The following is a 22,640-nucleotide window of genomic DNA, read 5'->3' as shown; positions in this document are numbered from 1 at the left end:
AGGTGTGAAAATCGCTTTTCAAAATTGCGTTTGGTATAATTATGGACAATCTATGAGGGCTAAAAGGGGTTTTGATATGAGATCAAAAGTAGTAAAAGTAATTCTACTCATTACAATTGCATCTTTCTGTTTATTTGCATATGGCTTTGTTTCAGGTGTAAATGATGTGTTAAATCCGAAAGCTTCAAATTTAATTAAAAAGACCGATGTAGTGGCAAAAGAGAAAAAGAAAACGGGAACGTTACAAATCGTTAGTTTAGGTGACTCATTAACACGTGGTGTTGGTGATAAAGAAGGAATTGGCTATATTGGGCGTATGAAAGAGGATTTACAAAAAGATTATAAGCAAAGGGTTGCATTAACAAACTTAGCTGTTAGTGGTGCAAAAATGCCTGACCTATTAAAACAAATTGAGAGTAGTGGCGCTCAATATTCAATTAAGCAAGCAGATGTAATCGTTTTAACAATTGGAGGAAATGATTTATTTCCAGGTTGGGAATCGCTTGGAAAGATAGATTTAGAAACATACCGTCCTGATACAGCAACGTTCCAAAATGAAGCGAAGAAAATAATAGAAGAAATTCGTAAGTTAAATACAGATAGCCCTATTTTTTGGCTTGGTTTATACAATCCTTTTGAAGATGTAGAAGATTTAAAAGGTTCTTCAACCATCGTTGTAGACTGGAATGCATCTTTAGAAAAATTGGCGATAAATAATAAAAATGTGTATATTACACCGACATTTGATTTATTCCAAAACCGTGGGAAAGATTTATTATACTCCGATCATTTCCATCCGAATGAAATAGGATATACATATATGGCGGACCGATTAGTTCAAAATGTTGTGAGTAAATTAAAACTAGAACAAGGAGGGGTAAAATGACGACGATACTTTCTGTACGAGACGTGAAGAAGGTAATTGGAAAGAAGACTATTGTAGAGAATATTTCCTTCGATGTAAAACAAGGAGAAGTGTTTGGCTTCCTAGGACCAAATGGCGCCGGAAAAACAACTACCATTCGAATGTTAGTTGGATTGATTAAAGAAACAGAAGGTACGATTTCTATCGGTGGTTATTCGATTAAGGAAAATTTCAGAGAAGCGATGCGTCAAATTGGGAGTATCGTTGAAAACCCAGAGTTGTATACATATTTAACGGGATGGGAAAATTTAAAGCAATTTGCTCGTATGTTAGGTGATATATCAGATGAACGTATTATTGAAATTGCTGAAATGGTTCATTTAGATGAAAGAATTCATGACAAGGTAAAAACGTACTCACTTGGTATGAAACAACGCCTTGGAATTGCGCAGGCGCTCCTTGGGAATCCAAAATTGCTCATATTAGATGAGCCAACGAATGGTTTAGATCCAGCAGGGATTAGAGAACTTAGGGAATTTATACATAAGCTTGTGAAAGAAGAAAATATGAGCGTGTTTATTTCAAGTCACTTGCTAAGCGAAGTACAAATGATATGTGATCGGGTTGCGATTATTCATAAAGGAAAAATGATAACAGTTGCCAAGGTTGAAGAGTTAATTAAAACAGCAAGTGATCGTGTAGAATGGATTGTTACACCGATTTCTAAGGCGAAAAATATGCTAGAAGATGCTAAGGAAGTAAGAGAAGTGAGTATAGAAGATAATCGATTACTATGCCGCATGGATATCGCATGTATAAGTAGTTGGAATAAAAACTTTGTAGAAAATGGGATAGATGTGCATAGCGTTAAGGAGCTTGTATTTACGCTAGAAGATTTATTTATTGAACTCACAAGGGGTGAGCAGCATGCGTGAATTTGCGAATCTAGTCTTAAATGAATCGGAGAAAATTTATCGTAAGAAACGTATTTTTGTTGTCATGCTTATTTTAGCAATCTTGATCCCGCTTTTCGTGTATGCGCAGTATCGTGAAGTAGAAACGACACAAAAAAGGCTCGGTACGACGGATTGGAAAGTTTCATTACAACAACAAATTGTTGATTCTCAAAATCGTTTGAACAATTCTAGACTACCAGAAGAATGGCGTGATTGGCTAAAGGTAAGAGTGGAGCAGCAACAATATTATTTAGATCATGATATTAACCCGATGGCACCGGGCGCACCCACTTTTGTAAGGGCGTTTATTGAGCAAGGAATTACATTGTTTATTCCGCTTCTCGTAATGATTGTTGCTATTGATATTGTTTCAGGAGAGCGAAGTGATGGAACGATGAAGATGCTACTTACACGGCCGATTCGGCGCTGGAAAATACTTCTTAGTAAGTACGTGACGATGTTATTTTTCATTTCACTCATACTGCTTCTTGTAGGTTTGTTTGCTTACATATTATCTGGGCTTGTATTTGGATACTCGGGATGGAATTTGCCTGTTTTAACTGGGTTTGTTATTGATAAGGAAACGTTAAATACGAATTTTGTACATCTTATTCCGCAGTGGCAATACGTCTTGATGGCGTATGGGCTAGCTTGGTTTGTTGCTATCGTTGTCGGAACTATATCATTTATGGTTTCTGTTTTAATTCGAAATACACCAGCCGGTATGGGCGTTATGTTAGCCGCATTAATCGCAGGTGGTATTTTAAGCTCATTCGCAACATCTTGGGAAGGTGCGAAATATATTTTTAGTGTGAATTTATCATTAACGGATTATTTATCAGGAAAACTACCTGCATTACAAGGCTTATCGATGGGGTTCTCTTTAATGAATTTAACGGTATGGGCAGTTGTATCTCTTATTATTTCATTTGTAGTATTTACAAAGCAGGATATGGTGAATTAATTGAACAGGAAGTGAAAGTATGGAAAATGTTTTAAAAAATGATTGGGGACCATTATTGGCACCAGAATTTGAGAAAGAATATTATCGCAAGTTGGCTAATTTTTTGAAAGAAGAGTATAGTACACATGTTGTTTATCCGAAGGTAGAAGATATTTTTAACGCTCTTCAGTATACAAGTTATGAAAATACAAAGGTCGTTATTTTAGGACAAGATCCATATCATGGACCGAATCAAGCGCATGGTTTAAGTTTTTCTGTACAACCTGGTGTTAAAACACCACCATCATTGTTAAATATGTATAAAGAACTTCGAGATGAATATGGTTATGAAATTCCGAATAACGGTTATTTAGTAAAGTGGGCAGAGCAAGGAGTATTACTACTAAATACAGTATTAACAGTTCTTCAAAGTGAAGCAAATTCTCATAAGGGAAAAGGATGGGAACACTTCACAGATCGTGTGATTGGACTGTTGAATGAACGTGAAAAGCCAGTTATTTTCATATTGTGGGGGCGCCATGCGCAGGCGAAGAAGAAGTTAATTACGAATACAAATCATCATATTATGGAATCTGTACACCCAAGCCCATTATCGGCAAGACGTGGTTTCTTTGGTAGTAAGCCATACTCTAAAGTAAATACGATTTTAGCTAATATGGGCGAAAGAGAAATTGATTGGGAAATTCCAAATTTGTAAATAAAAAAGGTAGTTAACAGTCGTTAACTACCTTTTTGTTATTATTGTTGCTCGTTCTTTAATTTTGCATCTAGTACAAACGTACCGAATGGGATAATTGATGAAACGAATGCTCCAAGTGCCCATAAAATTGATTTACGGTGTACGATTGTTACTTGAATTACCGCAAAGATGAATAGAATAAATAAAACACCATGAGCCATGCCTGTAATTTTAACGGCTGTAGCAAATCCTGCAAAATATTTTAATGGCATTGCTACAAATAATAGTAGTAGGAAAGAAATCCCCTCAACAAGTCCAATTGCTCTTAATCGTCCGATTGGTGTAGATAACATGAAGTAGCCTCCTTTAATGTATGCTTGTATATAGTAAATTTGTATTCTTTTTCAAAATAAAATAGTCTATTTTGTTCCATTATATACAAAAAGAAAGTTTACACTACGAGAATAGTGCAAAGTTCAAAATATAGTCACAAAAGCATGAGAATTTAAATAAAAACCTATTTGAAGTGTTTGACTTCAAATAGGTTTTATGAGTGAAAATATTAAACGAGTGCTTCTCTTTTTAGTACGAACTTCTCTACAACTTTTGCAACGCCATCGTTCATATTTGTATCTGTTACGTAGTTTGCAATTTCTTTAATATCATCTGGTGCATTGCCCATTGCAACACCAAGACCGGCGAATTCGATCATTGCCTGATCGTTATAGCTATCGCCCATTGCGATAACTTCTTCGCGCTTAATGCCAAGTTTTTGAATCAGTTGGTTTAAGCTTGTTCCTTTTGTAACACCAGCTTCAGTAAATTCTAAGAAGAATGGTTTAGAACGCATAACACTTAATTGGCCTTCTAGTTGTTGTTGTAGTTTTGATTCTACCGTTTGTAAATGTTCTGGATTTTCTACCATTAACACTTTTACAACTGGTTGTTGTATAGATTCTTTCAGGTTATTTACTTCTACGATTGGCATACCCGTAATTTGACCTTCAATTTCTGTATAAGAGTTGTTTTTTTCAGTGATAATATCGTCACCAATGTATGTGTGAATCCATACATTTTCTTCTTTACTAATATCGTAAAGACTGTGAACGATTTCAGGGGATAATGTACTACTGAATAACTCTTCATCTGTTTTACAGTTAATAATTTTTGCACCATTAAATGAAAGAATAAAGCTACCGTACTCCTCTAATTGCAATTCTTTTGCGATTGCACGCATTGCGAATGTTGGACGTCCAGAAGCAAGTACAACTTTTACACCTTGCTCTTGTGCAGTCATTAACGCTTCTTTCGTACGAGGTGAAATAGTATGGTCATCACGTAATAAAGTATCATCTAAATCTAAAACAATCATTTTATAAGTCATATTGAAAATTCCTCTCTTTGTTGAAATAGAAATAAAGTTTTATGAAGATATTGGGGAATATATAGTAAGACATCGAACTTCTTTATCCCACATTAACGGGCAGTAAGACCCCCAACTCAAAATTCAGCGAAAGCAAAGAAGTTAGGTGGGGGTCGGGCTGCCCGTAAAAGTCCGATTGGTTCAACTAATAATCAGTGGGGGATGAACAAAACCCCCACTGATTAAAGTTTCACTTTATGTGAAGCTAGGAGAAGTTCTGTATTTTTAGTATAAATTACCACGAGCATGTTGCCTATGATAATTTATACTGCTAATGCCCGATCGGTGAGAGCTAATCATTAGTAAAGATGAATGGCTCTCATTGATTAAAGTTTCACTTTATCATTATCGTAACAACTCTAAAGATAGAGTGCAATAATGGAAGTTTTCCAATTTACGATGGTTGTTTTTCTGTAGAACGAGAAAATAGTATTTCGAGCAAAATTGCCATTACAGATCCAAGAACGAGACCGTTACTTAAAAACGATGCTAGAAATGGTGGGAGTGTAGAAAATGCTCCTGCTGGAACAAACATAACTCCGACTCCTGTAAAGATTGAAAGACCTGCTACTTTAAATAACCGTTCTTTATCTTGTACTGTTTCGTATTCGCGAAAGGCAAGACCAATCATGCTTGCAAATACAGGGTAAATGGCAGCATATCCGACTGCGACAGGTATCGCCGCAAAGAATGAAGTAATCTTTGGGAATATACTAACGAAAATAATAAAGCTTGACCCTAACATAAAGGGGAGTCGTTTATAAATATTAGTCGTTGCAATAAATCCTGCTGATCCAGAAATCGCAACAGGTCCAATAGCTGAAAAAAGGCCTCCTAGCAATTGATTTATGCCTGTTATAATGCCGGCTTGTTTGAAACGATCTGGTGCTGCATTCTTTTCATACTTAGAGACAATCCTTTGCACAACGCGAATACTTGCTAACATATTTGTTAGAAGTAATAGTGTAACGAAAACGACTGTAATTGCCATATTCCATTCAACACGAGGCATTCCGAAAACAAATAGAGACGGAAAACGGATTATATCTGTCACAGGTGTTACTGGATTAGATAATCCGAAGCATGCGAATAATATCCAGCCGCAGACGATACTGAAAAGAACAGAATATTGTCCGATAATAGGTAGCTTCATGATGAAAAAGGATAGTAAAATAACAATGAGTGAAAGAATAAATACGTCAGCTTGTACTTCTGTATGTTTTCCATCAAGGCCAAACATTCCTTTTAAGAAGGACCCGCTAAGTTGCGCGACAAGAAGAAATAAATATGTTCCAATGACTGTCGGTGTAAAATAGCGAACTAGTTTATCGATGAGTCCAAAAATACTAAGAATAATACAAATGATACCACTTAATAGGAATGCGTACTGAAGGACTTTAAGCGTTTCATTGCTGGATCCAAATAATACGACACCTAAACTTGCATAAAGGGAGAAAATGCCCCACCAAAGGCCTGCAGGACCTTCTTGAATAGGCAGTTTATGTCCAAATACAGCTTGCAGTAGGCCGGCAAAGCCAAGAACAAATAATGTTCTTTGTACGAATGCAATAGCTTCAGCGCCATCGAGACCATAATTAGTTGCGACGCTAATTGGTACAATAAGGCTTCCAGCTAAAATAAATAGTGCCCATTGTAAGGCGGAAAGAAATGTTTTCATTATATCAACCTCTTTCATAGATTCCGTATCTAGTATATATGTATTTCATTTCCACTGGCAAAGATTGTAGATAGAGAAAAGAGTTGAAGCACAATATGAATGCACGGAAGCAATTATGGATAGCAGTTATATGTATGACTTTTGTTGTAATTCTAGGAACGCTAGGATTTATGATGATTGAAGAGATTAGTTTGTTTCAAGCATTTTGGATGACGATGATTACTGTATTAACTGTTGGGTACGGAGATGCCGTTCCTGTAACACAGGCAGGAAAAGTTTTTGCGCTTCTTATCATACCTGTTGGAGTCGGTATTGTTACGTATGCAATTGGTGTAGTGGCAGCTATGATTATTGAAGGGAATTTATTTCATGCAGTACGGAGGAAGAAGATGGATAAACAAATAGCACAGTTACAAAATCATATTATCGTATGTGGTTGTGGTAGAGTGGGGCTTCAAGTTGTACATGAATTGCAAGAAAAGAAAATTCCATTTGTCGTCGTAGATAAAGATGAAAGTATATTAGAGAAGGAAAAACTTTTGTATGTACACGGAGATGCAACGGAAGACCAAGTGTTACATCATGCGGGAATTTCAAAGGCAGCCGGTTTAGTTGCTATCGTAGCAAATGATGCTGAAAATGTATTTATTACATTAACGGCAAGAGGGCTAAACGATGCAATTAAAATTGTGGCAAGAGCAGAAAAACCAGAAACTGAAGACAAATTAAAGCGTGCTGGGGCAAATAAGGTGATTAATCCATCTAGCATGGCAGGAATTCATATTGCAAAAGGTATTGCGAATCCGCTAACAGTTCATTATATTGATACAGTACTATATGGCGTGGAACAGTCATTTGTAATTGAAGAAATTGCAGTCGGCAAAGGTTCTATTTTAGCTAGTAAATCGTTACTAGAGAGTGATGTGAGAAATCAATTTGATGTAACAATTTTAGCGATTTTGAGAAATGGGAATGTTATACATAATCCAACGGGGCAGGAAAAACTACAAGAACATGATATGATAATAGTGTTTGGTTCAGTAGAGAAGCTAGGACAATTTGAGAAAGAACTACAAAGTAAGAGGTGACAAGGAATGCAAATATCGAGCGATAAGATTTTAAATAAAATGGCGAATGAAATTGCAAAGGCAAAAAGCAGTGAAGGGCAACAATCAAAAGCGCATTTATTAGTTGTGCGAGCGTTATGTGATTTATTATTAGATGAACAAGCTGAGCCTTCTATGTATAGAGAACCTGAGATTCCATCACAAGTAATTGGCTCTCAGCCTATGACGACAGTTCAACCAGTTATGCCGGTTTCTGGAGAACCTGTTTATATAAAAGAAGAAGGCGCAAACGGTAATTCTTTATTTGATTTCTAGAAGATAAATCGTTTGGCTTATATGAAAAAATTGCTTATGATAAAGGTAAAAAAAGGGGAATTAAGATGAAAATTTTCTTTTTACTAGGTTGTATTGCGGCAGGGCTATCTGTTGCGTTAGGGGCTTTTGGAGCACACGGTTTAGAAAATAAAGTTTCTGCAAAAATGTTAGAAGTTTGGAAAACAGGTGTTACATATCAAATGTTTCATGCCGGTGGACTATTCGTAGTTGCTTTATTAATGGATAAAATTCAATCATCACTTTTAACTACTGCTGGCTGGCTTATGGTAGCTGGGATTATTATGTTTTCAGGTAGTTTGTATGCATTAAGTACGACAGGTATTAAGTTCTTTGGCCCAATTACACCTCTTGGTGGTGTAGCGTTTATCGTGGCATGGATCTTAGTCGGAACTGCAGTTGTAAAAGGATTATAAAAAACAAAAGCTGGCATACGCCAGCTTTTTTTTATGGTCTTGGAGCATAAGTTGCTTGTTGACTAGGTAAATAAGTAATTTCTTCTGGGAATTCTACATAATCTAAATAAATCATTAATAGTAAATAACGTTTCCCTGATTGGGGCTCACTAATTACGATATGATCACGACCAGCTGCCTCAATAATACCTGTATAAGATTGTGTACCGAGCGAACTACCACGCTCATAAGTCATTACAACGGTAGCTTGCTTGCCTTTGTTCAAGCGAAGAATATTTTCAATGTACGACTGTTCTAATGGTAACATGCCTTGAGAAACGGCATATTGAGCTTGCGCAGCTTGTTGTTGCATTGCTTGCTGTTGTTGCTGTTGCTGTGGGGTCATTTGTTGCGGTTGTACATAAGTTCCAGATGGTTGATAGAAACCTGTTCCGTAATACGGGTTTTGTTGCTGTGCCATTCAAAAATCCCTCCTCATTATCAATCCTTAATATACGCCAGGACAATCCTCGCCAGATGGCTGGAAGAAGCAGTGCTTTTTGAAGCGACCAGAGTTTTGCTGATTATACCAAGTTGGCGGACAAGGGCCTTCCGGTCTAAAAAACCATAAGGAAAAGTTGGCGGGCCAAAAACGTTGTCCTTGAATCGTTCGCCTTGCTAATGCGATATCTTGTTCTCTTGCACGCTGATAAAAATACCCTTTTTGCGTTGCCTCAAAACCGCCAGGATTTTGATAAACCATTTGACGTAAATTACGTATTTTTTTAAAATCTAAACAATTTCCGCGGACACGATTTACTCCTACGTTTCCGACCATTAACATTCCTTGTTGTCCTTCTCCTTCGGCTTCAGCACGCATCAGTCTAGCTAATAACTTTACATCTTCTTCGTTATAAGCAATAACACCCATTATGTGTCACCTCTCTTTTTGGAATACCTTGTGGAAAGAGGTTTATTTCTAGATGAAGTGTGTAACGATTACTAGTTCATACGTATGAGAAAAAGGACTCAGATATGACAACCAAACGAAGTTTTACATGGAGAGAGGGAAATAAAAAAAGCTAGCGTGAGCTAGCTTTCCGTCATTAAAATACTTTAGACCATAAGTTTGAGAAGAAATCTCCAATAGAGCGCATTGTTAATACGAACCAATTTGCCTTTTCAACTTCTTCTGTCGTTTTTGCAGTAACTTTCATGTTTTTATTTCCATCTAAAAATCCGTATTTATCAGTTGGTTCTAGAACGATGGAACCTACTTTTGCATCCTTTTTAACAGGAGCGACTAAATGTCCATCTTCAGCAAGGGATTTATCTGCTTCAGTCCCAATTTTATAAGGATCTTTGCTACCTTTTTTCGCAATTACTGTTATTTCTTTTTCCGGTGTAACAGTCACTTGATCTTCGTTACCTTTTACTACAGAGATTGTGTTGTGTTTATCAACTTTTAATTTTTGTTTTTCAAAGTTATTAAATCCATATTCAATTAATGCACGAGATTCAGTGAAACGCTCGTCCATTGATTTTGTTTTAATAATTACTGAAATAAGGCGTAAGTCACCACGTTTTGCTGTAATAGTGAATCCGTATCCAGCAGTATCAGAACTACCAGTTTTTAAACCATCTGTTCCTTCATAAGAAAAAGCAGCACCTGGTAACATCCAGTTCCAGTTTTCCATACGAATTGGTTTCGGATGATTATCTGGGAAGTTTCTAAATCTTTGTTTTGTATCCTCTAGCATTTCTGGATACTTTGTAATTATTGCTTTTGAAAGCATACCCATATCGCGAGCTGACATGGAATTTTCTCCATTCGGATCCGTTCCCTCAGGGTGTTTTCCCTTTAAGTCAGCGTTATTTAACCCAGTAGCGTTTACAAATTTATATTTCTTTAACCCTAGTTTTTTTGCATGTTCATTTGCAAGGTTTAAGAAGTTTTTCTCACTTCCTGCAAGAAGTTCTGCTAAGGCAATACTAGATCCGTTTGCAGAGAAGATAACGATAGAATGATATAATTCTCTTACAGTATATTGACGTCCCTTTTCAAACGGAACGTTAGAGAATTCATTATTACGTGAAACTTCATAAGCATAATCAGAAATGTTTACCTTTGTATCCCAAGTGATTTTTCCTTCTTTAATTGCTTCTAATACGGCATAAACAACAATTAGTTTTGACATACTAGCAATAGCTAGCAATTCATCTGGATTTTGTTCATGCAGTATTTTTCCTGTATCTGCATCAAATAGAAGTGCAGCAGCTGCCTCAATGTGTATTTTTTCTTCCGCATGGGATGTTGTTACTCCTAAGGAAGAAATTGACAATAAAAGCGCTAGTAAAATAGACAAGATTTCCTTCATATAGATTATCACCTTCGCATCGTTATTAGCATGTAGCTCGTACCATTTTAGCATAAATTTGGATATAGAAAGGTTACAATTTTGTAAGGAAATCGAAAAGAATTGTCGATTTTTGTTCAAATTTGCAGAGAAAAGAAGTTTTTTGAGGAGAAATATAGAGGGTAATAAAAAAAGGAACGAATTTCGTTCCTTTTTCATGATTTGCCCCGCTATTTGCCGGGCAGTAAGATCCCCACCTCAAAATTAAGCGACAGCAAAGAAGTTAGGTGGGCGATGATAATGAGTGGGGGATGAACAAAACCCCCACTCATTAAAGTTTCACTTTATATGTGTAAAAATTTCTCTACCTTTTCGTCTGGTAAAATGTTTCCAACGAAAAATGTTCCGAATTCACCATAACGAGCACTTACTTCATCGAAGCGCATTTCATATATAAGTTTTTTAAATTGAAGAACATCGTCAGCGAATAATGTTACGCCCCACTCAAAATCGTCGAATCCAACTGATCCTGAAATAACTTGGCGTACTTTACCTGCGTACTGGCGACCGATTTTACTATGACTGTACATCATTTTTTTACGTTCTTCCATAGGAAGCATGTACCAGTTGTCATCACCTTGGCGACGCTTATCCATTGGGTAGAAGCAAATGTGATTTGCTTTTGGTAGTTCTGGATATAAGCGAGCTAAGATTTGTGGGTTTTGATATGGATCTTCATCAGCTGGAAGGTAGTTGCTTAGTTCAACAACAGATACGTAAGAGTATGCAGGAACCATATATTCAGCTAATGTTGTTTTATTCAATTCTGTCTCAATTTCATTTAACTCTTCCATTGTTGGACGTAAAATCATAAGCATAATATCAGCTTTTTGGCCAACAACAGTATACATTGCATGACTACCTTTTTTCGCGGTAGATACTTCGTTCCATTTTTCAACGACATTTAAAAATTCAGACACAGCTTGTCCGCGTTCGTCGCTAGATAATGTTTTCCATGCAGCCCAATCAATAGAACGTAAATCATGTAAACAATACCAGCCATCTAACGTTGTTGTTGCTTCACTCATTCTATTCACCTCAGTTAATGATAGTTTTACACGTTAACTATAGCATATATAGTTTTAAAATCATCTATATAAAGCTTTAGCGCATAAAATTGTCACATTTAAATTTACTTGAAAATAGGAGAAGATAAGGCTTAAAGGGGATTTATTTCTAGGCTGAATTTTATGAAAATATAATCATTTTCATTTTATCTATTTTTTGGGAGCTATAAGTTTAAAATATAGAGGAAAAGCAGTATTCTTAAAGATAGAGTTTTTTAACATATGTAGGAGGGTTTATTCGTGAGCAACTTATTTACAACAGTAAAAGAAAAAGTTCAAGGAAAAGGCATTTCTATCGTACTTCCTGAAGGAACTGATGAAAGAATTTTAGGCGCTGCAGAGCGTTTAGCAAAAGAAGAGTTAGTACAACCAATTTTAGTTGGTAATAAAGAAGAAATTAGCGCAAAAGCTGCTAGCATGAATTTAACATTAGCAGGCGTTGATATTTATGACCCAGCTACATACGAAGAAATGGATGCAATGGTAGCATCTTTCGTTGAACGCCGTAAAGGTAAAGCAACTGAAGAAGACGCTCGCAAAATCCTTAAAGACGAAAACTACTTCGGTACAATGCTTGTATACATGGGTAAAGCACACGGTTTAGTAAGTGGTGCAGCTCACTCGACAGCTGATACAGTTCGTCCAGCACTTCAAATCATTAAAACAAAACCAGGCGTTACAAAAACTTCTGGCGTATTCATCATGGTACGTGAAGAAGAGAAATATGTATTCGCTGATTGTGCAATTAACATTGCACCAAACAGCCAAGATTTAGCTGAAATTGGTATCGAGAGTGCGAAAACTGCTGAACTATTCGGTATTGATCCACGCGTTGCTATGTTAAGCTTCTCTACAAAAGGTTCTGCGAAATCTCCAGAAACAGAAAAAGTTGTAGAAGCAACTCGTATTGCAAAAGAAATGGCTCCTGAATTAACTTTAGATGGAGAATTCCAATTCGATGCTGCATTCGTACCGTCTGTAGCTGAGAAAAAAGCTCCAGGTTCTACAATTAAAGGTGATGCTAACGTATTCGTATTCCCAAGCTTAGAAGCTGGTAATATTGGCTACAAAATCGCTCAACGTTTAGGTAACTTCGAAGCAGTAGGACCAATCTTACAAGGTTTAAATATGCCTGTAAATGATCTATCTCGCGGATGTAACGAAGAAGAAGTGTACAAGTTAGCTTTAATTACAGCAGCTCAAGCACTTTAATTCTATAATGAATCGAAATAAAGACCGTCGCTATTATAGCGACGGTCTTTATTTTTCTAAGCCAAGTGCTTTATTGTTACGATCAATAATGCGTTGTAAATTCGTCTCATATAAAGGTATTTCATCTATTGTTAATTGAGATGATGTTAACTTTGGAGCGAATTGCTGCAATGTTTTTAAAAGGCGCATCATTAAATCTTGTACTGTAATGGTTTCGCCAAGTAATTCTGAAAGTGAAGCCATCGTACTCGGTACAATTTCAGGATATGTAAAGCGTGTTTCTTCTCCTTGAATGGCTAGGTTGTAGAAATCACGAACGAGTGCGGCACGCTCAGAGCCACTTCCTGTAGCGCAGAGATAAATTTGGACAGCGACACCACCGCGAATACGGCGCTGTGAAATGCCAGCAAATTTTTGATTGCGAATACTTAAGTCATAGCTACCAGGACAGTAAGAACCAACAATTTCTTTTGCCTCGATTGTAACATCGTAATCGTTTAACATTTCCTTAATTAAATGCCACATTGTATCGTATCCAAGATCAATATCGATACCTTTTTCCGTCTCTTGGAATAAAAGTGATACGTTTAAAACACCTTTATCAAGTACGACTGCAAGTCCACCGGAATTACGAACGATAACATTGAAGTTGTTTTCTTGTAAAAAGGAAATACCTTCTTCCAAGTGTGGTAGGCGTGAATCTTGAATGCCAAGAACAATTGTATTGTGATGAACCCAAGAACGCATTGTTGCAGCTGATTGACCATTTCCAATGCTTGTGCACAGTGTGTCATCCATTGCGAATGACTGCAATGCATGGAATGTTGGTCCCAAACTAGACTGATCTACAATACGCCACTCTGGCTGAGATAAAATGGAACGGGAATTGCTCATATAACTAACCCCTTATCTTTAAAATGACAATCTCTATTATAGCAAAAAATGAAGAATGGGGTTTTCTCGCATATAAAGGGAAAGTTTAAAGATGAAAGACTAAAAAAGGATGCATTACATGCATCCTTTCTATTCTGCAATTTTTTCTAAATTACCGTTTCGATCCATGCGGAACGATGTTTGTGAGCGTTCCTCATCATCCATGACTGCCAACTTACGAGCGCGGTTCATAATGTTCATAAGTGTTTCGTAATCTTCTTGTACAGTATGAGATTGTTTTTCTAATTTTTCTAGTTTCTTTTCTAGTTCTTCATTTCGAAGCATTTGTGATTTAATTTCTTGTTTCAATCTCGTATTCTCGTTTTCAAGAGCTGTTACTTTTATATTGGAAGATCCGACTGTTTGTAAAAAATAAATAACATCTTGCATTGTTATAGAGCCTTTTGCAGCAGGAACGTTGGCTTCTTTATATGGAATAGCTTCTTTATATTGTACAATTGATTCCTCTTGTACGAATTCTTCGTAATCAGTTATCGAATCTGAAGCTGGTGGTGTATAAAGTAAACGTTTTTTCGCTTGTTCGCCGCTTGCAGCGCGCATTTTATCTTTACGATGTTTTTTTGCTAGTTGAAGAGCTTGTTCATAACTATAGCGAACAACAGCATTCCAACGGAAACCACAGGCAGCCGATGTACGATTTAATTGATCACCCACTTCTTCAAATGCATTTAATTGAGTACTTCCTTCTCGAACGTGACGAAGTACAGTTTCAGCAAGTAATAAATCATCCTCATCCGTCCAAGCATCTTGTCTTACTTTCATAGATTCAACTCCCTTTCTTTTTATGAACTTCCTATTTTTATAATGGGCAAAAAAATGAGCTTTTATACAAAGCTTTTAAAAATATGGTAGATTTCGATGAAAGGTATAAATTTTGCCAAGAATGACGTAAGCTTCTGTAGGAAAACATATAAATATGTAGCATTAATATGAAGAAAGAGCTTTAAAGGGAAACTTGCAACGAGCTTCAAAGAGCGGTAAAATACCATTTAGTGTTTATTCTTAAATGTACTTGAGAAAAGTTTAAAATAGAGGAAGTGTTATATAATGGGGAACGAATTTCGTGTGTGTGATGATTGTCAGGCAACGAACGTTAAAACGTTGATTCCAAAGTTAAAAAAAGTAGATTCATGTGCAACGATTGAAGTTGCGTGTCAGTCTTACTGTGGCCCTGGCCGTAAAAAATCATTCGCATTTGTAAATAATCGTCCAGTCGCGGCTCCAACAGAAGATGAATTAATTGTAAAAATTGAAGCAAAGTTAAATAAGTAAGAAAAAGAAGAGTGAATAGATTACTCTTCTTTTTTATGCCCATAAGAGGAATGAGTTATTCTACGAAAATACAATTGAGTAGATTAACATTCAATGAAGGAGGGGCATCATCTATTTATTCAAATTTCAATTTATATAAATTTGTATTTCAAAATAATGGTTGACAGTCTTTTGAAGCGATAGGTAGAATAGAAAGTGTCTGATTCTGATAATCATTATCAGGAAAAGATCAATTAACCTAATTTTTTTATTACTATTTGAGAATAAATTTCATTTTATTAAATATATGTTGTTGGTTAGGATGGTTGAGGTATGGAAGCGAGCGCAAGGAGTATAGAACATCAAGATGTGAATGTTAAAGAGATTAAGAGCAGACCGCTCGTTGCTTCTATTATTTTAGTAGCAGGTACAGTTTTGTTAGCTTTAAGCATGGCAGTTTCTATTTCGTTTGGTGCTGCAGATATTAGTTTAAAGACTGTATGGCAAGCTGTGTTTCAGTTTGACGGTTCTATTACGCATCATAACGTAATTCAAGAACTTCGCATGCCTAGAGCAATAGGGGGCGTAGTAGCAGGTGCCTTTTTAGCGGTATCAGGGGCAATTATGCAAGGTATGACGCGAAATCCACTTGCTTCACCATCGTTAATGGGAATTACAGATGGAGCTGTATTTGGAATTGCAATTATGTATGCATTCTTCCCTAATTCACCTTATTTAATGTTCGTTATCGCATCTTTTATTGGAGCTGCGTTTGGAGCGAGCATTGTATATGGAATTGGGTCTTCTTCACCAGGTGGATTAACACCTGTGAAGTTAGCTTTAGCCGGTGCAGCAATTAGTGCTTTATTAGGGGCCATTTCATCTGGAATTGCGCTATATTTCAACCTTGCCCAAGAGGTGAGTATGTGGAATGCAGGCGGAGTTGCGGGAGTGAAATGGGAAAGTATTAATATGTTAGTACCAATTGGCCTTGTTTGTCTCTTTATTGCAATTATGATGTCGAGGTATATTACAATTTTAAGCTTCGGTGAAGAAATTGCAATTGGGCTTGGTCAAAATACGACATTAATTAAATTTATCGGAACAGTACTTGTTCTTGTGTTAACAGGTTCTGCGGTTTCTATGGCAGGATCGGTTGGATTTGTTGGTCTTGTAATCCCGCACATGACTCGTTTCCTTGTAGGCTCAGACTATAGATGGGTTATTCCATGTTCTGCGGTCTTAGGTGGGCTGTTAATTGAAAGTGCAGATATGTTATCTCGCGTTATTAATCCGCCGTTTGAAACGCCAATTGGAGCAATTACAGCGCTAATTGGGGTTCCATTCTTCCTCTACTTAGCACGTAACGAAGGGAGAGGGAAAATGTGAGGACAAGTGTCTTAACAAAAAAGAATGTTTCTGTTTTAACAATCTTAGTAGGATTAATCGTTACTGTATTTTTAGTAAGTTTAAATACAGGGACATTTAAAATACCGCCAATGGACGTATTAAAGTCATTGGTTGGACTTGGTGCTGAAGATCAGTCTGTTATTTTATTTGAATTCCGTATGCCGCGTATGGTTATTGCTATATTAGTTGGATCCGCTTTAGCGATGTCAGGTGCGATTTTGCAAGGGTTATCACGAAATCCACTTGCTGATCCAGGTATTATCGGTATTAACGCTGGAGCGGGATTAACAGTTGTTATATTCGTCTACTTTTTCTTCGGAAAAGTTGGGACTGGCACATTTTTATCTGTATTTATCCTTCCATTCTTCGCGTTAGTTGGTGCAATATTAGCGGCGGTTATTATTTATTTACTAGCATGGAAAGACGGCGTTTCATCAACGAGATTAATACTAGTTGGTATCGCTGTTGCAGCCGGGTTTGGTGCTGTTAGTTTAATTTTTTCTATGAAGATGACATCTAACGATTTCCGCTTTGCTACGATTTGGTTAGCAGGAAGTCTATGGGGCACAGATTGGAAGTTCGTACTAAGTGTACTTCCATGGATGGTTATTTTCTTGCCACTGGCTATTAGTAAGGCGCACATATTAAATGTAATGAACCTAGGCGACTCGACAGCTGTTGGTCTTGGTTTAAATGTAGAAAAAGAAAGACGTAAATTATTATTTATTGCAGTGTGTTTAGCTGGTGCATCTGTCGCTGTTGCCGGAGGAATTGGTTTTATCGGTTTAATGGCTCCGCATTTAGCGAGGCGCCTTGTTGGTGGTAAACATCAAATTATGCTGCCTACTGCTGCACTAATAGGGACGTTTTTACTTTTATTCGCAGATGTAATTTCAAGAAGTGTGTTAACAACTTCAGAAATACCGGTCGGTCTTGTTATTTCTGTAATTGGTGCACCATATTTCATATACTTACTTATGAGGACAAAATAAAGGGAGGCTTTTTGTATGGCAACTTTAGCAGTTGATGCGGTATCTGTTGGATATAATGAAGGGTTAATTATTGATGGATTAACAGTTGAAATTCCGGAAGGGAAAATTACAACAATTATTGGACCAAATGGTTGTGGGAAGTCCACATTATTAAAAACGGCTTCTCGTATTTTGAAGGCAAAAAAAGGTACTGTTTATCTTGACGGAAAAGCAATTGAGAAACAGCCAACGAAAGAAATCGCAAAGAAAATGGCGATTTTACCACAGACTGCAGAAGTGCCAACGGGCCTTACTGTGTTTGAACTCGTTTCATATGGACGCTTTCCTCATCAAAAAGGATTTGGAACGTTGAAAGAAGAGGATTATCGCTACATTCATTGGGCACTTGAAGTGACGGGAATGACAGAATTCGCAAATCGCTCAGCAGAGGCGTTATCAGGCGGGCAACGTCAACGCGTATGGATTGCGATGGCTCTTGCACAAGGGACAGAATTACTCGTATTAGATGAACCGACAACGTACTTAGATATGGCTCATCAATTAGAAGTATTAAACTTATTGAAAAAGTTAAACGAAGAAGAAGGTAGAACGATTGTTATGGTTATCCATGACTTAAACCATGCTTCTCGTTTCTCAGATCATATGATTGCATTAAAAGCAGGTAAATTAATGAAGCAAGGAACGCCAGACGAAGTGATGACGAGTGAAACACTTCGCAGTGTATTTGAGATTGAAGCTCAAATCGTTCCGTGTCCAGTAAACTGTAAACCAATTTGTTTAACATATGATTTAGCGATGATTAGTAATCAATTGCGTAAAAAAGCATAAGTAGAATCCCCCTCGTAAAGAGGGGGCCTTCTAATGGACGTTGAGCTTCTTATTAGTAAATAGGAAGTTGAACACCCGTTAGAGCGGGGCATAAGCAACAATTAATCAATATATATTTATTAATTGTTAATCTTGTTTCTTATAGTTCACTGTAACTTATAAGAGAAATACAGCTAGAAGGAGTGGGAACATGAAGAATTTTAAAATGGCGTTATTAGCAATGGTACTAGTCGTTACTTCTGTACTATTTGCAGCTTGTTCTAACAAAGAAGAGAAGAAAGCAGATGCGAAGGATGCGAAGACTGAAGAGCGCACTGTACAACACGCAAAAGGGGAAATTAAAATTCCTGCAAATCCAAAGAAAATTGCTGACCTGAGTGGTTCAACGGAAGAATTATTAATCTTTGGTATGAAACCAATTATTACTGCTAATACATCTCAAGAAAAGATTGATGCACATATTGAAAAGAAATTAAAAGACGTAAAACCAGTTGGTTCTGCTTGGGGTGATAAAATTAACATCGAAGCAGTAGCTGCTGCAAAACCAGACTTAATTCTTGTAAACAATCGTCAAGAAAAGATTTATGATCAATTATCTAAAATTGCACCAACAGTTATGTTAAAAACTCCATTAGACCAATGGCGTCCGAAATTCGAAGAAGTAGGTCAAATCTTCGGTAAAGAGAAAGAAACGAAAGAATGGTTCAAACAGTATGATGAAAAAGCAAGCAAATTACATGACAAAATCGTTGCGAAAACTGGCGATGCTAAATTTATGAAAATGGCTGCATATCCAAATGCTTTCCGCGTATACGGTGACTACGGTTACGGTAGCGTAATCTTTAATGATTTAAAATTACCAGCAGTTAAAGGTACACCAACGGATAAACCACTAGTACAAGTACAAAAAGAAGCTTTAATCGATTACAACCCGGATTACTTATTCGTATTTACAACTGGTGACGGTTCTCAACGTCTAAAAGAATTCCAAGAAGAATCAATTTGGAAAAACATGAACGCTGTTAAAAACAACCACGTATTTACAATTAAAAGCGAAGACGTAAACAAAGGTTACTTCCCTCTAGGTAAAGAAATGATCTTAGATGAAGTTGCTGAATTCGTTTTAGGGAAATAATGTATAAACAGAAATCACTTTTACTTCGGTAAAAGTGATTTTTTCTTTATATAAGGGCAATTAATATAGTCTTTCATTTCTTTCTGTTTCCTATTTCGTTTATAATATATAGTAAGAATGCAGTAAAGAAAGGGGGATGTCGGAAGGTGGTATATTTAAACGACAAACTCAGCGAAACAAAAGTGTTTAAAGACCCGGTACATAAATATGTGCACGTGCGCGATCGTGTTATTTGGGATTTAATCGGAACGAAAGAATTTCAACGCTTGCGCCGTATAAAGCAGCTTGGAACGACATTTTTTACATTTCACGGTGCAGAGCATAGTCGCTTTACTCATTCGTTAGGTGTATATGAAATTATTCGTCGTATGATTGATGATGTGTTTGATGGCAGACCGAACTGGAATGCTGAAGATAGATTGTTATGTTTATGTGCGTCATTACTTCATGATGTCGGTCACGGCCCGTTTTCTCACTCGTTTGAAAAAGTATTTTCATTAGATCATGAGAAATTTACGCAAAAGATTATCGTTGGAGATACGGAAATTAATCGTATATTAAGCCGCGTGGATAAGGAGTTTCCGCAAAAGGTAGCCGATGTAATCGCCAAAACATCTACGAATAAATTAGCGATTAGTATGATTTCCAGTCAAATTGATGCAGATCGTATGGACTATTTATTAAGAGATGCGTATTTCACAGGCGTAAAGTATGGAAACTTTGATATGGAACGTATACTGCGTGTCATGCGTCCGTACGGGAATCAAGTAGTCATTAAAAATAGTGGTATGCATGCTGTTGAGCATTATATTATGAGCCGTTATCAAATGTATTGGCAAGTATACTTCCATCCGGTAACGCGCAGTGCTGAAGTTATTTTAACGAAGATTTTACACCGTGCAAAATCATTGCACGAGAAGTATTATACATTTAAAAATCATCCGGTTCATTTCTATTCTTTATTTGAAGAAGAAGTAACAGTAGAGGATTATTTAAAGTTAGACGAGAACGTTATGTATTATTACTTCCAAGTATGGCAAGACGAAGAGGATCCAATTTTAAGTGATTTATGCCGCCGTTTTATGAATCGAAACCTATTTAAATATGTAGAGTTTACAGATAAGCACGGTTTAGATAATTGGATGGAATTAAGTAGCTTATTTAAAAAGATTGGACTTGATCCAGAATACTATTTAGTAGTTGATTCAACGTCAGACTTACCGTATGACTTTTACCGTGCTGGTGAAGAAGAAGAACGTCTGCCAATCTTACTTCTTATGCCAAATGGAGAGCTTAGAGAGCTTTCGCGTGAATCGGATATTGTTGAGGCAATTACTGGTAAGAAGAGAAGGGATCAAAAACTATTCTATCCGCATGATTTAATCTATGAAGATGGAAGAAAAGGAAAATATAAAGAGAGAATCATCGAGTTACTAGAAGGAAAAAAATAAGAAGCAGCTAAGAGCTGCTTCTTATGAAAGAACTTGAAATTATTTGTCGCTTAAGCGTTTTCCGCCAACTGCATAATGGTTTTTAGACATTTCTTCGATGAAAACAACGATGTTTTCTTCAGGAGCACCAGTTGTTTCGCTTACTGCTGCTGTTACTTTCTCAGCAAGAGCTTTCTTTTGTTCCTCTGTGCGTCCTTCTAGCATTTTCACTGTTACGTATGGCATATATAATCGCTCCTTTTATGTAAGTTACACTTTTATTATAGCGGATTATGGGGAAGAACAATCGAAAAAACAAATAATTTCTTTTTTTGACATATTGAAGAGGAGATGAATCATGGATCAGTTATTTAGATACCCATTGCAACAAATTCCGTTGGTAGCAATGGCCATTATTATTGCGTTATCAGTGCATGAATTTGCGCATGCATATGTTGCATATAAATTTGGAGACGATACAGCAAAGAAGCAAGGCCGTTTAACATTATCACCGATGGCGCACTTAGATCCTATTGGGATGATCGCTGTATTAATTCTTGGTTTTGGTTGGGCAAGACCTGTTCCTGTTAACCCATATAACTTTAAAAGGCCGCGTCTTGCAGGGATATTAGTTTCAATTGCAGGCCCAATTAGTAACTTAATTTTAAGTGCAATTGGTTTAATTATTTGGTATAGCCTATTAACATTTGGTGTATTAGATTCAATTCCATTTGCAGTAGCAGATACATTGGCTCAATTCTTCCGAATTTTTATTATGCTTAATATCGTATTACTTGTATTTAACTTATTGCCAATTCCGCCACTTGATGGGTATCGAGTTGTGGAAGATTTAGCACCAACAAATATTCGTGCGAAAATGACACAGTATGAAAAGTATGGAGCAATAGCGTTATTAATTCTTGTTATTACACCGCTTAGCAATTATACAATTCAACCTATTTTTAATGTTGTCATTCCATATGTATTTGTATTTTTAGACAGTATCATTGCGCCTATTTTTGGCCTTTTATAATCATTAAGTGAGGAGGAGTTTACATATGACAGAGAAAAAGAAAAAAATCGGTTTTAATATCGTGAAAAATGATTCAACAGATGGACATGGTGGTTTTGGTGTTGGAGCATTAAGTCTAGAAAACATTTCACCTGTATTTGTCGATGTACTAGAGAAAACAGCATTTGTTGATATCGGTGCAATGCATGCACGTAGTACAGTCGAAAAAGGTATTAAGTTTTTAACAAATAAAGATGAAGTTCCAAACGGAAAACCATTTTGGCTTGTGTGGGTAACGATTGAAAGAACGGCGACAGGTGCTTATTATGCAGGTGTAACAGCTTGTGAAATGACAGTTGACCGTGAAATTCGCCGCGGATATAAATCACTTCCAGAGCACGTAAACAAAATGGATAAATCAATGAAGCGTTACATTATGGTCGACCATATGGATGAATCATCTAAAAAAGTACTTGGTACATTCTTGAAAGAACATAATGAAGCGATTTGGAACGAATCTAGTGAAGAATTGCGCCGTGCATTATTAAGTGAATAAAAAATAGCTGACGGAT

General features: G+C 36.6%; 26 protein-coding genes. 16 read left to right on the top strand and 10 right to left on the bottom strand.

Annotation, left to right across the window (positions count from 1 at the left end; translation table 11 throughout):
• Window positions 1–4: 4 nt before the first annotated feature.
• The 4 genes from ABH961_RS21380 to ABH961_RS21365 are packed head-to-tail and all read left to right on the top strand — an operon-like array spanning window position 5 to window position 3,482.
• The gene (locus tag ABH961_RS21380; RefSeq protein WP_176374059.1) at window positions 5–886 is read left to right on the top strand and encodes an SGNH/GDSL hydrolase family protein; all 882 of its coding nucleotides are present in this window, start codon (window positions 5–7) and stop codon (window positions 884–886) included.
• Window positions 883–1,800 carry an ABC transporter ATP-binding protein gene (locus ABH961_RS21375; RefSeq protein ID WP_048542759.1) on the top strand — a complete coding sequence of 306 codons (918 nt, stop codon included), beginning with the start codon at window positions 883–885 and terminating at the stop codon, window positions 1,798–1,800. The genes ABH961_RS21380 and ABH961_RS21375 overlap by 4 nt, the downstream gene beginning before the upstream one ends.
• Window positions 1,793–2,785: an ABC transporter permease subunit gene (locus tag ABH961_RS21370; RefSeq protein ID WP_048542758.1), complete on the top strand. Its 993-nt coding sequence runs from the start codon at window positions 1,793–1,795 to the stop codon at window positions 2,783–2,785. Before ABH961_RS21375 ends, ABH961_RS21370 begins: the two co-directional genes overlap by 8 nt.
• A 19-nt stretch (window positions 2,786–2,804) precedes the next feature.
• A complete protein-coding gene (locus ABH961_RS21365) occupies window positions 2,805–3,482 on the top strand; it encodes a uracil-DNA glycosylase (protein WP_048542757.1) in 678 nt (225 codons plus the stop codon).
• 41 nt (window positions 3,483–3,523) lie between these two features.
• On the opposite strand, the gene ABH961_RS21360 is transcribed toward ABH961_RS21365, so the two are convergent.
• From ABH961_RS21360 to ABH961_RS21350, 3 genes are all read right to left on the bottom strand, one after another.
• Entirely contained in the window at window positions 3,524–3,817 is a 294-nt protein-coding gene (locus ABH961_RS21360) for a DUF3817 domain-containing protein (RefSeq protein ID WP_048542756.1), read from the bottom strand.
• 209 nt (window positions 3,818–4,026) lie between these two features.
• Window positions 4,027–4,848 carry a Cof-type HAD-IIB family hydrolase gene (locus ABH961_RS21355; protein ID WP_000221370.1) on the bottom strand — a complete coding sequence of 274 codons (822 nt, stop codon included), beginning with the start codon at window positions 4,846–4,848 and terminating at the stop codon, window positions 4,027–4,029.
• A gap of 433 nt (window positions 4,849–5,281) precedes the next feature.
• Window positions 5,282–6,565, bottom strand: a complete 1,284-nt coding sequence (locus ABH961_RS21350; RefSeq protein WP_116443140.1) for a purine/pyrimidine permease — start codon at window positions 6,563–6,565, stop codon at window positions 5,282–5,284.
• A 95-nt stretch (window positions 6,566–6,660) separates the two neighbouring features.
• On the opposite strand from ABH961_RS21350, the gene ABH961_RS21345 reads away from it, so the two are divergent.
• The 3 genes from ABH961_RS21345 to ABH961_RS21335 all read left to right on the top strand — a co-directional run bounded on the left by ABH961_RS21345 (window position 6,661) and on the right by ABH961_RS21335 (window position 8,381).
• Window positions 6,661–7,653, top strand: a complete 993-nt coding sequence (locus ABH961_RS21345) for a potassium channel family protein (RefSeq protein ID WP_048542753.1) — start codon at window positions 6,661–6,663, stop codon at window positions 7,651–7,653.
• Between the two features lie 6 nt (window positions 7,654–7,659).
• On the top strand, window positions 7,660–7,947 hold the full coding sequence (locus ABH961_RS21340; RefSeq protein ID WP_001167358.1) for a YwdI family protein: 288 nt from the start codon (window positions 7,660–7,662) through the stop codon (window positions 7,945–7,947).
• A 65-nt stretch (window positions 7,948–8,012) separates the two neighbouring features.
• A complete protein-coding gene (locus ABH961_RS21335; protein WP_000688322.1) occupies window positions 8,013–8,381 on the top strand; it encodes a DUF423 domain-containing protein in 369 nt (122 codons plus the stop codon).
• Between the two features lie 31 nt (window positions 8,382–8,412).
• Here ABH961_RS21335 and gerQ read toward each other — a convergent pair whose 3' ends face one another.
• The 4 genes from gerQ to hemQ form a co-directional block, all read right to left on the bottom strand.
• Entirely contained in the window at window positions 8,413–8,841 is a 429-nt protein-coding gene (gene gerQ, locus ABH961_RS21330; RefSeq protein WP_000068648.1) for a spore coat protein GerQ, read from the bottom strand.
• 27 nt (window positions 8,842–8,868) lie between these two features.
• Entirely contained in the window at window positions 8,869–9,291 is a 423-nt protein-coding gene (gene cwlJ / locus ABH961_RS21325; RefSeq protein ID WP_000538163.1) for a cell wall hydrolase CwlJ, read from the bottom strand.
• A gap of 175 nt (window positions 9,292–9,466) precedes the next feature.
• Window positions 9,467–10,738, bottom strand: coding sequence for a serine hydrolase (locus ABH961_RS21320; protein WP_048542747.1), 1,272 nt, complete (start codon window positions 10,736–10,738; stop codon window positions 9,467–9,469).
• A gap of 323 nt (window positions 10,739–11,061) precedes the next feature.
• Window positions 11,062–11,805: a hydrogen peroxide-dependent heme synthase gene (gene hemQ, locus ABH961_RS21315; protein WP_001287602.1), complete on the bottom strand. Its 744-nt coding sequence runs from the start codon at window positions 11,803–11,805 to the stop codon at window positions 11,062–11,064.
• A gap of 279 nt (window positions 11,806–12,084) precedes the next feature.
• Here hemQ and pta point away from each other — a divergent pair, with 279 nt between their 5' ends.
• Complete coding sequence (gene pta / locus ABH961_RS21310; RefSeq protein ID WP_000067226.1) at window positions 12,085–13,056, top strand: phosphate acetyltransferase; 972 nt, start codon at window positions 12,085–12,087, stop codon at window positions 13,054–13,056.
• A 48-nt stretch (window positions 13,057–13,104) separates the two neighbouring features.
• On the opposite strand, the gene lipL is transcribed toward pta, so the two are convergent.
• Window positions 13,105–13,950, bottom strand: coding sequence for an octanoyl-[GcvH]:protein N-octanoyltransferase (gene lipL / locus ABH961_RS21305; RefSeq protein ID WP_098075903.1), 846 nt, complete (start codon window positions 13,948–13,950; stop codon window positions 13,105–13,107).
• A 129-nt stretch (window positions 13,951–14,079) separates the two neighbouring features.
• Window positions 14,080–14,772: an RsfA family transcriptional regulator gene (locus ABH961_RS21300; RefSeq protein WP_404519940.1), complete on the bottom strand. Its 693-nt coding sequence runs from the start codon at window positions 14,770–14,772 to the stop codon at window positions 14,080–14,082.
• 285 nt (window positions 14,773–15,057) lie between these two features.
• Here ABH961_RS21300 and ABH961_RS21295 point away from each other — a divergent pair, with 285 nt between their 5' ends.
• From ABH961_RS21295 to ABH961_RS21270, 6 genes are all read left to right on the top strand, one after another.
• On the top strand, window positions 15,058–15,282 hold the full coding sequence (locus tag ABH961_RS21295) for a YuzB family protein (protein ID WP_000526075.1): 225 nt from the start codon (window positions 15,058–15,060) through the stop codon (window positions 15,280–15,282).
• 312 nt (window positions 15,283–15,594) lie between these two features.
• Window positions 15,595–16,650, top strand: a complete 1,056-nt coding sequence (locus ABH961_RS21290) for a FecCD family ABC transporter permease (RefSeq protein WP_088047723.1) — start codon at window positions 15,595–15,597, stop codon at window positions 16,648–16,650.
• Window positions 16,647–17,663, top strand: coding sequence for a FecCD family ABC transporter permease (locus ABH961_RS21285; RefSeq protein WP_001260774.1), 1,017 nt, complete (start codon window positions 16,647–16,649; stop codon window positions 17,661–17,663). The genes ABH961_RS21290 and ABH961_RS21285 overlap by 4 nt, the downstream gene beginning before the upstream one ends.
• Window positions 17,664–17,678: 15 nt before the next feature.
• Window positions 17,679–18,491 (top strand): ABC transporter ATP-binding protein, encoded by an 813-nt coding sequence (locus ABH961_RS21280; protein WP_000212066.1) that lies wholly within the window; start codon window positions 17,679–17,681, stop codon window positions 18,489–18,491.
• A gap of 190 nt (window positions 18,492–18,681) precedes the next feature.
• Complete coding sequence (locus tag ABH961_RS21275) at window positions 18,682–19,626, top strand: ABC transporter substrate-binding protein (RefSeq protein WP_098048870.1); 945 nt, start codon at window positions 18,682–18,684, stop codon at window positions 19,624–19,626.
• A 146-nt stretch (window positions 19,627–19,772) separates the two neighbouring features.
• Window positions 19,773–21,077 (top strand): HD domain-containing protein, encoded by a 1,305-nt coding sequence (locus ABH961_RS21270; protein WP_098048872.1) that lies wholly within the window; start codon window positions 19,773–19,775, stop codon window positions 21,075–21,077.
• A gap of 39 nt (window positions 21,078–21,116) precedes the next feature.
• On the opposite strand, the gene ABH961_RS21265 is transcribed toward ABH961_RS21270, so the two are convergent.
• On the bottom strand, window positions 21,117–21,302 hold the full coding sequence (locus ABH961_RS21265) for a 2-hydroxymuconate tautomerase (protein WP_001147171.1): 186 nt from the start codon (window positions 21,300–21,302) through the stop codon (window positions 21,117–21,119).
• Window positions 21,303–21,414: 112 nt separating this feature from the next.
• Between ABH961_RS21265 and ABH961_RS21260 the strand changes: the two genes are divergently transcribed.
• Together ABH961_RS21260 and ABH961_RS21255 are read left to right on the top strand one after the other, a co-directional pair.
• Window positions 21,415–22,089: a site-2 protease family protein gene (locus ABH961_RS21260; protein ID WP_000372469.1), complete on the top strand. Its 675-nt coding sequence runs from the start codon at window positions 21,415–21,417 to the stop codon at window positions 22,087–22,089.
• A 25-nt stretch (window positions 22,090–22,114) separates the two neighbouring features.
• Window positions 22,115–22,624 carry a YwhD family protein gene (locus ABH961_RS21255; RefSeq protein ID WP_087983730.1) on the top strand — a complete coding sequence of 170 codons (510 nt, stop codon included), beginning with the start codon at window positions 22,115–22,117 and terminating at the stop codon, window positions 22,622–22,624.
• Window positions 22,625–22,640 lie beyond the last annotated feature (16 nt).

The sequence above is a fragment of the Bacillus sp. RC251 genome (assembly GCF_044908765.1).
Taxonomy (GTDB): Bacteria; Bacillota; Bacilli; order Bacillales; family Bacillaceae_G; genus Bacillus_A; species Bacillus_A wiedmannii.
Note: the sequence above shows the minus strand (reverse complement) of the source record. Positions and strands in the feature narration are given on the sequence as shown.